Source organism: Leptothoe spongobia TAU-MAC 1115 (genome assembly GCF_018739885.1).
Lineage (GTDB): Bacteria > Cyanobacteriota > Cyanobacteriia > Phormidesmidales > Phormidesmidaceae > Leptothoe > Leptothoe spongobia.
The window spans coordinates 16,395-28,249 of sequence record NZ_JADOES010000041.1; the positions used below are offsets into that span (position 1 = coordinate 16,395).

Consider the following 11,855-nt stretch of genomic DNA (forward strand, 5'->3'; position numbering starts at 1 on the left):
TCCACTTGGGAATTCTTGCCACACTACTCCTACGGTTAAATTTTGCCTCACTTCCCCCACTGTCTGACATAAAACATGCCCTCCCCAATCCTATCCCTCCTCCCTCAAACCCTCGATGTCATCCAAGACCCACACCAAGTGGCTAAGCTCTCCAAGGACTACTACCACTTCAGTCCCATCCTGACCCCGCAACTAGATGACAAGGTGGCTGAGTTGGTAGTGCGACCGAGTACAGAAGCAGAGGTCCTGCAGGTGGCAAAGGCTTGCGTGACTACTAAAACACCGCTGACAGTGCGCGGCGCAGGAACCGGAAACTATGGTCAATGCATTCCCCTTGAAGGTGGGGTGATCCTGGATCTGAGCAAGCTGAATCAAGTGAAGTGGGTTAAGCCAGGGATCGCCTGCGTACAAGCAGGTGCCAAACTAGCCGCTATTGATAAAATCACCCGCGAGCAAGGATGGGAAATTCGGATGGCTCCGTCGACCTATCGCACGGCCACTATTGGTGGCTTTATCGGGGGCGGTAGCGGTGGGATTGGTTCGATTACCTATGGTCAGCTGGCGGATCGAGGGAATCTCACTGCAGTGCGGGTGGTCACCATGGAAAATGAGCCACATATTCTAGAACTGCGTGGCGATCAGGTGCAAAAGGTCAACCATGCCTACGGCACCAATGGCATCATTACCGAGTTAGAGATCCCCTTGGGACCGGCTTACCCATGGGCTGAGGTGATTGTCACCTTTAATGACTTTATGACTGCCGCTCGCTTTGGTTACACCCTCGGCGAAGCAGACGGCATTATCAAAAAGCTGATCAGCATTCACGCTTGGCCTATCCCGAGCTATTTTGCCGCCCTGCAGGATGTACTACCAGAGCGACAGGCTGCCGCCTTGTTGATGATTGCCGAATCCTCTCTGGAGTCTTTTAATGAACTCGTTAAAGAATTTGGCGGTACGGTCACCTATCAAAAAACAGCTGAACAGGCCAAGAAAGGAGCTGCCCTGGCAGAGTTTACGTGGAACCACACCACCCTCCATGCCAGGAATGTGGACCCTAGCCTCACCTACTTGCAAACCCTGTTTCCCTATGACACCGCTCTCAAATTGGTAGAGCACATGTATCAGCACTTTGGCGATGAAGTCATGATGCATCTAGAATTCTTTCGGGTGCATGGGCAAGTTTGTCCAGCCGCCCTACAGCTGATGCGTTACACCACTGAAGAGCGGCTGAATGAGATTATTCGCTACCACGAGACCCAAGGAGCCTTTATCGCCAATCCCCATACGTACATTTTGGAGGACGGAGGACGTAAGCAGATTAATGAAACTCAGGTGGCATTTAAGGCCAAAGTCGATCCCTATGGGCTATTGAATCCTGGCAAAATGCGTGGTTGGCTAGAGCGGACGCAGTCTTAAATTTTTGCGTCTGGTTTCCTTCCCCTTGGAGTCAGGCTCGATACGCTTAGGCTAGAAATCTGACTAGCGAGGTGCAGCCATGCGACTCTTCTTTCTCTATCATATTGTGATGGGGAGAATAAGCTAAGAAACATGACTCGACAGATGCTGAGTTTATTTAAACAGCTGGGAGTTGCTGGGGGACTGATTTTACTAGGCGTACCGGCAGCATTGGCTGAGCCGGGATGGCGAGATTGGCAAAAAATCACAGGATCTAACGAGCCATTGCCCCACTCAGCAGGGTTTTCAAATCTTGAACTGGGGGGCTATCTAGAATACGAAGATAGATGTGCACAAGCAGCATTTGCGGCCCAAGAACCGTTTACGTATTGGTATCGCCTCAGCGATCTTGTTTGGGAAATTGGCACAGGCGAAGTGGAGAATAGGTGTCAGGAGGGGGATAAAGTTGTTACCACCTATAGCAGTAGGGCTACGCTTAGAGCAATAGACGAGCCGTATTGTTTGCAGGTGAATACTGATGTGGGTAGCGGGTTACGGTTAAGAGAAGAGAGAAGTGTTGAATCACGACAGATTGGTTTCCTACCGAATGGAACAGAGATTTTTCCGTTGAGCCTACCAGCCTCAATTATGACGGATGAAACAGGGCGTCAGTGGTTGTTGATGGAACAGCGGTCAGATAGAACACAGCTAGAAGGCTGGGCATCGATCTCGTCAGGGATAGGGGAATATGTAAACTTTCGGTTGTGTTCTCCTGATGTGTGATGGGCTGGATCAGTCCCACTCTAATGCCCAGTGTCAAAATAACTGCCTCTAATCCCATGATTCCGACCACTCTCCAAAGCTGCAAAATAATTACCGCTGACCTATTGCTGGCTAGGATGGGGCGAACGAGTCACAAATAGCTCTCCATGGATCAGCTCATAGTTCGTGCCTTCACTCTGGGGCCGTACTGCCAAATCTTGTATAGTCCATCGAGTGTCGGGTCTCAGGTATATTAAGAAATGAACCTTCCCAATCAGCTCATTTCCCTATGCTTTACTCTATCGGTGTAATCGAAACCCACGGATTTCCAGCTTCGCTAGCGGCAGCGGATGCCATGGTGAAAGCAGGTCAGGTTTCCCTATTAGGGATTAATCAGGCTGATAGCGGACGTCAGTTTGTAACTATTCGAGGCCGTGTGGGTGAGGTTGATAGGGCTATGGAGGCGGGGATAAAAGCGGCTAACGCCTGCCCTAATAATGGCAAAGTTACCGCCCACTACACCGTGCCCCACCCAACTGAAAATATTGAAAGTGTCTTACCCTTACACTTCGATGAAAAATCAGAGCCATTCAGAGTTTGATCGTCGGAAATAAGGATATTAGCCTGCGATCGCATAATCCACTAACTGCACTAACCGCTGTCGCAAAGTCTCCAACCCCAGCTTCTGTGCAGCCGAAATAAACAACGCCTGAGGATACTCATCCTTCGCAACAGCGAGAGTATCACTATCCACTGTGTCTAACTTGTTAAACACCAACAAGATTGGCCCCGGTGTTGTCGGCATTTGTCCCAAAATGCCCATCACCGAGCGAATGTGATCCTGCCAGGCAGGATGCGACAAATCCACCACATGCATCAACGCATCCGCTTCTGTTACCTCTTCTAACGTGGCCCGAAACGCATCCATTAGTGAAGGCGGCAAATCCTGAATAAATCCTACTGTGTCAGTGAGCACCATAGATCTCTTTTCATGGGTCTCACTATTAATGACAGAAAGTCTCTTTGTTGTCGGATCTAAGGTCGCAAATAACTGATCCGCCGCATAAATATCCGCATTGGTCAGCGTATTCAACAACGTGGATTTACCCGCATTTGTATATCCGACCACCGCAACAGACGGTACTTGATGATGTTGCCGATTCTGACGTATACGAGAACGGTGGGCTTGTAGCTGATTCACCTCTCGCTGCAGCCGCGTGATCCGTTTTTGAATTGCCCGTCGCTCCGTTTCCAGCTTCGTCTCACCAGGACCCCGAGTCCCAATACCACCTCCCAAGCGAGACATGGCTTGCCCTCGACCTGTCAGTTTCGGTAGCTGATACTCCAACTGCGCCAGCTCCACCTGTAACTTACCCTCGCCCGTCCGCGCCCGCTGGGCAAAAATATCCAAAATTAGCTCGGTGCGATCCACCACCCGCACACCAATGCGCTGCTCCAGACTGCGGACCTGAGCCGGAGATAAATCCCGATCAAACACGATTAAACTGGCCCCGAGGGTTTGGGCCTCTAGGGCTACTTCATCGACCTTACCCGCCCCCAACACTGTCTGGGGATGAGGCTTAGCTCGCTTTTGCTTCAGCGTTTCTAATACTTCCCCCCCCGCAGTTTCCACCAAGCGAACGATTTCTTCGAGACCACTTTTAAACCGTTTGGTCGAGGTTCGATCGGTTTGCAGGCCGACCAGTAGCACTCGATCGTGGCTAGCATCTACCTGCTGAGCTACAAATAGCCGCCGAAATTCTTCCTCTAGACCCTCAGTCAAGTCAGCAAAGTCTTCCAGACTGATGCTTTCCAAGTCCATGGGGGCAGAGACTGACCAGCGCTGGGTCTCGTCCGGTACCAAATGAGCTAAGTAAGCCTCGCGAATGTAGCCCGTTGCGCCTCCCCCTTTTCGCTGGAAACCACTGCCCGTCAGTGTCAATAACACCAACGCATCCAACCGTTGTAAGGCCATGGCCGTTAAGGCGGCATTGCCGGGTTCTTCCTGCTTGAGCTGGGTGGCGATACAGCGAATACCACTCAGACGCTCAGCACCATACCGGGGTAATTCCATCACCGGAATCTGGGTTTGCCTGGGTGACCCTACTCCGACGCGCAGGACATGCCCGCGTCGGTCAATGTAGGCACACACCGGTTGATTGATATCAGTGCTAATGGCAGCTAGACGCTGGGCAAATTCGCGGTTGGTAATTTGATTACCCGGAATGCGCTGATGATAAAGACGACGTAGTTGCTTGAGCTGACTAGGTTTGAGACCTTTGAGCTCCCCGTAAATGGTTTCGATAAGCCCTTGAAGAATGCATTAGATCTTATTCTAATCACGGTCCTCCGCCTCAGCGGAAAGCAGTCTTAATTTGAAACGTTATCGGTTAAGTCAGGCTATCTAACTGATTGGAATTGGCTATATGTCGAAGCAGGATAATATTTTTTTGTGAAGTCAGAATAAACTGTTTTATAGTGCATTGGTTTGCACACAGCGATGCAAGGTCTGGCATATTCCTAATGTGCGGTTGATGGCTTGCATTGGGGCTAACTCTGAATTAGCTTCAAAAGCTGATAGCTAGGCTGATTCGCTAGCCGCATGGCAAACGAGCGAGGAAAATCCGCTCTCAGGTTGTTAATACTTCAATATAAAAATGAGCACTGATATCAATCCCCCTGAAGAAAACGTAACAACTCAAAGCACGACCGATACTGCTGAACAGGCCAAGGAAATTCTGGCAAAAATTGCAAGCGTACTAGGGGACGCTCCAAAGTATGTGGTTGAAACTTTTAATGAGTACAAGCGACCACTGACAGTGATTGGCCTTGTATTCGGTGGTTTAATCGCGATCAAGGTGATGTTTGCTATCTTGGCGGCGATTAATGATATTCCAGTTCTGGCTCCTACCATGGAGCTAATTGGTTTGATTTACACTGGCTGGTTTATCTATCGCTATTTGCTCAAAGCTAATAATCGCAGTGAGTTGCTGGGCAGTTTGGGTAGTGTGAAGGATCAGATTACTGGTAATAAGTAATTGCTAGTTGCCGTTATTCATGGGGCAGCTGTTCTGAGATGAGGATGGTTGCTTGCTCCCCTGGATTTCGAGAGTTGTGGCAATTGTTAAAAACACTAAAAAAGCTGGATGGTGTAAGCTATCCAGCTTTTTTAGTGTTGATGGAAACCCGCACCTTTACCGTCATGGCAAAGGTGTGATGGGGCTTTCTATACTAAGAGCATCCCTATGCAAATGCCTGTCTAAAGGAACCCATGGAGCTAAATCAGGACATCATGAAAGCGGTCGAAACCCTTGAATACCGGGTGACTGCTGGTGATGTGGCCGCTAAGACTGGATTAAATATTGGTCAGGCTGAGGCTGGGGTACTGGCCCTGGCATCTGCTACCCAGGCCCATATGCAAGTGGCTGATACAGGGGATATTGCCTATGAGTTTCCCCGGCAGTTTCGGGCTACTTTGCGCAATCAATACTGGCAGCTGCGCTGGCAGGAGACCTGGGCAAAAATTTGGGCTGTCCTGTTTTATCTGATTCGGATTTCCTTTGGTATCATGCTGATCCTGGCGGTGGTGCTGGTGTTTGCGGCGATTATTGCGATCCAGATTGGTATGCAGTCCCAGCGGGATGAGGATAACCGAGGTGGTTATAGCGGTGGTGGCATCGGGTTTAATCCATGGTTGTGGATTGGTCGGGATTGGTTTTATTGGTTTAGCTATGGTCCGCGACGCCAGTACGATCGCTATGGTCAAGTGGGCGGCGGTCGCGATAGCGCAAGCGCTGACTGGTCAGTTCGCAATCGCCATGATTTGAATTTGCTGGAGGCGATTTTTTCGTTCTTGTTTGGGGATGGTGATCCGAATAAGGATTTAGATGATCGTCGCTGGGGTGCGATCGCAACCGTCATTCGTAACAATCGAGGTGCAGTTTCTGCCGAGCAGTTGGCTCCCTATCTAGATAACGCCAACCTCAACGACGACCTTGAAGACTATGTGATCCCAGCTCTCAGTCGCTTTAACGGTCGACCCAAGGTTAGCCCCCAGGGCGACCTAGTCTATTACTTTCCTGAGCTACAGGTCACCACTAAGAATCACAGACCCCAATCAGTTCCCGCATTTCTCAAAGAAACCAAACGTCGCTTCACCAGTGCCAGTTCAGGGCAAGTCTCCATTGCCATTGGTCTCGGCACATTGCTAGTGGTGGGTTCCATATATCTCAGCTATATTGCCGCTGACTTTACAGACGGAGGATTTGTTGATCTGGTCTATTCCCTATGTGACCTATTTCTAGCCTATGGCGTTGCTTTTCTTGGCATTCCCGCTATCCGATATTTTCGTATGCAGCGACAAAACCAAAAAATCGAAACTCGCAATACTCAGCGCCAGAGCCTGCTTGGTAAAACAGTCCAGCGGAAACTCGACTATGCCAAGCAGTTCGCCATGGAGACCATTGTGGGCAAAGATAACCTGGCCTACACCACCGAAACTGATCTAATCGACCAAGAGATCGCTAACCGCGACAAAATCGACGAAGAATGGCGCAAACGTCTCGAATCATCGTAGGGGCGTTGCATGCAACGCCTCTACAGGGATCATGCGTGGCCCCCCAATGTGTATTCCGGGTATCTCAATTACCCAGAATATTAATCAGTGCTCCAGCCGCACCCCCCTGAATCGCATTCTCAATCAACGAATCATCATTGGTAATTGTGCCAACTGCAGCACTAGCAGCCGCGCCGATAGCCGCATCTTCAGCCAGGCTAGAGTCATCTCCACCGACGATTTCAACCGCCGCCCCAGCTGCGCCGCCATTGATCACATCATCCAGCCCTGCATCGTCACCAACCACAGTGCCTGTGATGATGCCAGCGCCAGCGCCAATGCCAATATTTTCCAAGAGCTGAGCCGAACTGGGTGCTGCCAATACTGAGCCGAATGTGCCAGTTGCTAATCCTGTAATGAAAAGTGCGGTAAGTGCTTTTTTCATGGTGATAGCTTCCAATCGGGAGCGAATGAACGATTGAGTTAACTATCGATCGCTTCCCTAACAGCTATCTGATCGCACCCTGAGCTGGGCATAAAGTCTGGTTAAGTTAGGCTGAGTTTTTTGAGTGATCAGCATCACATAGCAGGGCTGAAAAAATATCCAAAAACTCAATTCTCTTTGCGTACCAGGGGATTCACCAGATCATTGAGTCCTTCACCGATCAGGGATAATCCGGTGACCATGCCGGTAATGGCCAGGCCAGGAAAGAGGGCTGTCCACCAAATTCCGGTCGGTAATGCATCCAACGCCTGACGCAACGAACTGCCCCACTCCGGTACTTCATCCGGCAGCCCCAAGCCCAGGAAGCCGAGACCACCCAAAATCAATACCGCATCCGCCGTATTCAAGGTGAATAGTACTGGTACACTCTGGACGACATTCAAGAATAAGTAGCGGGAGAGCACCGCCCATGTGGACGCCCCCATGGCCTGGGCCGCTTCTACAAATAGCTCTGTTTTGAGGCTGACGGTGTGGTTCCGCACCACCCGGTAATACTGGGGCACATAGGCAATGCTCAAGGCCGCTGCCGCATTCACTACACCCTTGCCGAGGATAAAGGCCAGGGTTACTGCCAACAGCAGTACTGGCAAGGTATAGATCGTGTCCATAAAGAACAGTAGACCCCGGTCAAGCCTACCCCCCAGATAACCGCTAACCATGCCCAGAGGCACTCCCACGACCACACTCATGGCCGTTGCTAATAGCACTACTTGCCAGGCTGCCCGTGCTCCAAATAAGGTACGTGCAAAGACGTCGTAGCCCTGACGGCTAGTGCCGAACCAATATTTATCTGAGGGGGGCACATGCACTGGGTTTTCTAAGGTAATTAGCGGATCTTGAATCCATCCCCAGTTCTGCATTAAGGGGGCAAATAAGGCTATTAGTACGAAGAGCAGCGTGATGGCAATGCCTATCCACATGAGTGCTCTAGAAATTGTCCAGTGTCGTGCCTGCAGATTTTCTGCCATAGCTATGGGAGTCAAAGGGGATATTTATTGTCTAATGGCAAGGGCTAATGGGAAAGGGCCATATGCAATCCCTGTGGGGGACGTTCCATGGAACGTCCCCCACAGGGATTATGGATTCATTGCGGCAAATAATGCTTTTACCAGTTCACTAAAGCCTTGGCCTTCCTCTGCTTGGGTGACAAATGTAGGGTGATGGGCCAAAGCGTCCAGATAATGACTCACATTGGCGACGCCAACTGAATTGGGAAACTGCGCTGGATCAAACATGCTTTCGTCATTGGGACTGTCGCCAATGGTCAGTACCTGGTGGTGGGCTAAGTCTGGAAACTGCTGGGCAATCACTTGGGTGAGGCCACTGGCCTTATCTTGGGGGAGAGGCTTGATGTGACACTGTACGGTGCTATAGGTAAAGCCCCAGCCGTTTTCATGGCAGTTGTCGGTCATCCATTGCAGAGATTCTAGGCTCAGCCCGGTCACGTCAAAAGTCCAGTCTGTGAGGCGAAAGGGGTTATCGCTGGATTCTTTGAGCTGGGGGTATTTTTGCCGTAGGCGATTGAATTGTTGTAACAGCAACTGTCTATGGTCGTCCGCAATGGGCTGTAGAAATGTCGGGTATCGGTTGGCTTTGGTGAAATAGAGGCCACCGTTTTCTGCGATCGCAAGTACCACCGGCAAATAATGCAGTAATCCATGGACCCAGCCTGCCGAGCGCCCAGTGGTGATCAGCACTGGCATGCCTGATGTTTGAAGTTTTTCTAACATCACTAACAGGGAGTCATTAAACTCCTCTGCTTGAGTTAGGGTGCCGTCCATATCTGTCGCCACTAGACGAATCTGGGCCAATGCCTGGCGACCCTGTTCAGTGGCCAGCGCCTGTAACCGTTTTGCTGTCATTGGTTGATTTAGTTGTGCCTATTGCCAACGGTATAGTGCCAGACAAGCACTAGATTTTGATTAAGGAATTCCCCCGATATCAAGAAACTGATATAACTTGGAGTCCAGTTCTTGACATATCTGAAAAATTCGTACATATAAAAAAGGCTCTATGGTCAAAGACGTCCTATAATCAGGCCTTTCCCACCGTCAAGCTCAACCCCGTCAAGTTAACCCTTTTTAGTCAAGTTAACCATGGCAGAACTCGTTCCCGATCAGCGCAACTATTACTATCTTCTAGAGGCTGAAAGAGCCGGAATCCATAAACCAATCCTGGCTGGCCTTTACACAGTGCATCAGTCCCCAAGGTTGATGGATGGTGAAACCGGTTTGGGTATTGCCGCCGCCAATAAGGTGCCTGTGGATCGGGTCAATACCTTTCCCGAACAGGTGCAGTATGCGGCCAATACTCTACGAGGCTTGACCAGTACCCTGACATCTGAGGGCTGGGGGGGAAATGATTTATGGGATGCTGCGAAAGGGCGCTATAGCGATCGCTTTATAGAGCGTATTGCCGAGGGCTATATGCCATCCCCCTCTGAGGAAAACTCTGCGCGTTTAGAAAGCTGTAATGCTGAGCAGCTCCTATCGTCTTATCTCGAAGATATCAGCTATGACTACGGTGCCCAGGAGTTGCCTCACAATCTTGCGGACCTAGATGATGAGTTGCTTGCCCTGGCAGATCGTATTGCTCCCAACTATGGTCGTCTGGATTTTCAGCGCGAAGCTCTGCTAGAAGTTGCACGCATTTGGCGCAAGCTAGACTCCCATGAGAGCACCATCAAGGCGATGAATGTGCCCATTAGAAATGATGTGGCGGATGAACCGGTCCTAGATAAAGCCCTGACTGACTTTATGCGGCAGGTTTCTCGTTTTTACTCTGGCTACCCCCACCAGCGAGAGGCGTTGTTACGACTGACTCAGCTCTGGAAGCAGTTAGATTCACGTGAAGAAGCCATTGATTGGTTGCAATCCACTGATCCACGAGCGGAGGAAACAAATTTACAGATTGTAGACCCTGCTCTGATCGCCTTTGTACAGAGGATCCCGGATAACTACAAAGGGGATGGCTACCACCGGTTTGCTCTGACCGAAACCTATCGCATGTGGAAGGGGTTGGACTCACGCCCTACTGCCCTGAGTGAGCTTGGTGCTACGCCCCAGTTTCTGAGCGCCAACAAAGATAATCCAACCGCTCTGGCCCAGGCTGCTAAGCAGGTGGATCAGTCTTTGTTGACATTTATCGAGAGTATTCCTGGTGCCTATAAGGAAATCGAGGAACAGCGGGAAGCGCTGATTCGCTTAGTGCAAATCTGGCGCAAGCTGGATCGACGTGTTGATGCGATTCAGTCCCTGTTTGATGATGTTCGCAGGATGACACGGGCGAACCGTGATTCTATCGAGGCTCCTCCTGCTCCAAAACCAGATCCGCTGCCTGCACGCCCTACCCGGTGGACGCCCTACAATCTTCAATTAGGAGCCTCTATTATTGTAAATGGGAACTTTACGTGGGCTGAAGCTACCCGTGGGGGGACACGCATGCCTCCCAATCAGGCTACGGTAGATGCTATGGTGCGCATTGCTACACTGGCGCAGCAAGCCCGCGATCGTCTAGGTCGTCCCTTTCATATCACTAGCTGGTATCGCCCAGCTGATATTAATCGCCAGGTGGGGGGAGCTTCCAATAGCCGTCATATTGTGGGAGATGCGATTGATTTCTATATTGATGGTTTGTCCGGCAATCAAATTTACTGGGCCCTTGATCCTTGGTGGCCGGGAGGGTTAGGACGCTATACTCGATTTTCCAGTTTGAGTCATTTGGATGCTCGGGGATATCGCGCACGTTGGCGTCACTAATCACACCTAATACCATCGAAATTTCACAGAGGTTTTATATAGCTTTAGATATATCCTCTTAGTCCGGAAACTACCGCCCAGGGCATGCTAAATGTAATCGGATAGCAATATTCCTTAGCTATGTCTAATTCTGTTATTGAGCTCAATCCCTTAGTAGCTCAGGCTCCGGCAGCTACTACTCAACCCAAGAATCTATGGATGTACACATCGATTGGGTTGATGGTGCTTTTACTGATTTTGGGTATTGTCTCTCAGTTTCAGTATGCTCGAGTACGCAAAAAACTGAAGTTTGAGGCTTATAAAAATAAGGAATTGCATAAGCGGGTTAAGCTGGCGCTGACGACCATCAGTAAGATGGAGAAAAATCCTGATTTGGTACATTCTCGTGACTTTAACTTGGATTATCTCAGGATGCGGATGGAGGAAAAGCACTTCCATGCTTCTGTGGTAAACCAGCTCAAAGTCAAGGTTAAACAGCGCGTGACGCTGTCGCTACGTCCTCAGCAGGCACAGCAAGGTGTGGTTGGTATTGCATCGTCTAAGCCACGGGCAGTAGATCAAATCTTTGATGTGGAATACCAGACCGTTCAAGAGGGGCAAAAGAAGAAGCGAGTACTTTTCCGTATTCAAATCAAGCTAGTCAAGCTGCCTACCCAGGCTACGTCTATTACTGTTCAAGAAATTATTGACTGTATTGAGAATTTCTTAAGTCCAGAGCGGGATGAGAAATTCTGGCAACCGACGTTATTGGGTCGTTTAGCGACGATGCATTGGGACCAAAAGGCAAAGCCCACCCCTCTACTCGTGCTAGAGCAGACCAGTGAAGGAGTGAATGTAACCTTCCGGAGCACTAGCAATCGCGTAGCCCTTTAAAACGTTG

The 11,855-nt window shown here is 50.0% G+C and carries 12 protein-coding genes; 8 read left to right on the forward strand and 4 right to left on the reverse strand.

The features are described 5' to 3' along the window. Positions 1–75: 75 nt before the first annotated feature. The 3 genes from IXB50_RS17595 (at position 76) to IXB50_RS17605 (ending at position 2,758) form a co-directional block, all read left to right on the forward strand. Complete coding sequence (locus tag IXB50_RS17595) at positions 76–1,416, forward strand: FAD-binding oxidoreductase (RefSeq protein ID WP_215610300.1); 1,341 nt, start codon at positions 76–78, stop codon at positions 1,414–1,416. A 132-nt stretch (positions 1,417–1,548) separates the two neighbouring features. After that, the gene (locus IXB50_RS17600; protein WP_215610301.1) at positions 1,549–2,178 is read left to right on the forward strand and encodes an SH3 domain-containing protein; all 630 of its coding nucleotides are present in this window, start codon (positions 1,549–1,551) and stop codon (positions 2,176–2,178) included. 268 nt (positions 2,179–2,446) lie between these two features. Beyond that, on the forward strand, positions 2,447–2,758 hold the full coding sequence (locus tag IXB50_RS17605) for a carbon dioxide-concentrating mechanism protein CcmK (RefSeq protein WP_215610302.1): 312 nt from the start codon (positions 2,447–2,449) through the stop codon (positions 2,756–2,758). A gap of 18 nt (positions 2,759–2,776) precedes the next feature. Here IXB50_RS17605 and hflX read toward each other — a convergent pair whose 3' ends face one another. Next, complete coding sequence (hflX, locus tag IXB50_RS17610; RefSeq protein WP_407658820.1) at positions 2,777–4,462, reverse strand: GTPase HflX; 1,686 nt, start codon at positions 4,460–4,462, stop codon at positions 2,777–2,779. Positions 4,463–4,814: 352 nt separating this feature from the next. Between hflX and IXB50_RS17615 the strand changes: the two genes are divergently transcribed. The 3 genes from IXB50_RS17615 to IXB50_RS17620 are packed head-to-tail and all read left to right on the forward strand — an operon-like array spanning position 4,815 to position 6,733. After that, entirely contained in the window at positions 4,815–5,195 is a 381-nt protein-coding gene (locus tag IXB50_RS17615; RefSeq protein ID WP_215610303.1) for a CAAD domain-containing protein, read from the forward strand. A gap of 44 nt (positions 5,196–5,239) precedes the next feature. Then, positions 5,240–5,374: a hypothetical protein gene (locus IXB50_RS22530; protein WP_281413294.1), complete on the forward strand. Its 135-nt coding sequence runs from the start codon at positions 5,240–5,242 to the stop codon at positions 5,372–5,374. 54 nt (positions 5,375–5,428) lie between these two features. Beyond that, positions 5,429–6,733: a hypothetical protein gene (locus IXB50_RS17620; protein WP_215610304.1), complete on the forward strand. Its 1,305-nt coding sequence runs from the start codon at positions 5,429–5,431 to the stop codon at positions 6,731–6,733. Positions 6,734–6,797: 64 nt separating this feature from the next. Here IXB50_RS17620 and IXB50_RS17625 read toward each other — a convergent pair whose 3' ends face one another. The 3 genes from IXB50_RS17625 to IXB50_RS17635 all read right to left on the reverse strand — a co-directional run bounded on the left by IXB50_RS17625 (position 6,798) and on the right by IXB50_RS17635 (position 9,079). Continuing rightward, positions 6,798–7,157 carry a hypothetical protein gene (locus IXB50_RS17625; protein WP_215610305.1) on the reverse strand — a complete coding sequence of 120 codons (360 nt, stop codon included), beginning with the start codon at positions 7,155–7,157 and terminating at the stop codon, positions 6,798–6,800. Between the two features lie 167 nt (positions 7,158–7,324). Beyond that, positions 7,325–8,185: an ABC transporter permease gene (locus IXB50_RS17630; RefSeq protein ID WP_215610306.1), complete on the reverse strand. Its 861-nt coding sequence runs from the start codon at positions 8,183–8,185 to the stop codon at positions 7,325–7,327. 108 nt (positions 8,186–8,293) lie between these two features. Further along, on the reverse strand, positions 8,294–9,079 hold the full coding sequence (locus tag IXB50_RS17635) for an HAD family hydrolase (RefSeq protein ID WP_215610307.1): 786 nt from the start codon (positions 9,077–9,079) through the stop codon (positions 8,294–8,296). Between the two features lie 234 nt (positions 9,080–9,313). Between IXB50_RS17635 and IXB50_RS17640 the strand changes: the two genes are divergently transcribed. Both IXB50_RS17640 and IXB50_RS17645 read left to right on the forward strand, forming a co-directional pair. After that, positions 9,314–10,975 (forward strand): D-Ala-D-Ala carboxypeptidase family metallohydrolase, encoded by a 1,662-nt coding sequence (locus IXB50_RS17640; RefSeq protein ID WP_215610308.1) that lies wholly within the window; start codon positions 9,314–9,316, stop codon positions 10,973–10,975. Between the two features lie 120 nt (positions 10,976–11,095). Further along, the gene (locus IXB50_RS17645; protein WP_215610309.1) at positions 11,096–11,848 is read left to right on the forward strand and encodes a hypothetical protein; all 753 of its coding nucleotides are present in this window, start codon (positions 11,096–11,098) and stop codon (positions 11,846–11,848) included. Positions 11,849–11,855: the final 7 nt, after the last annotated feature.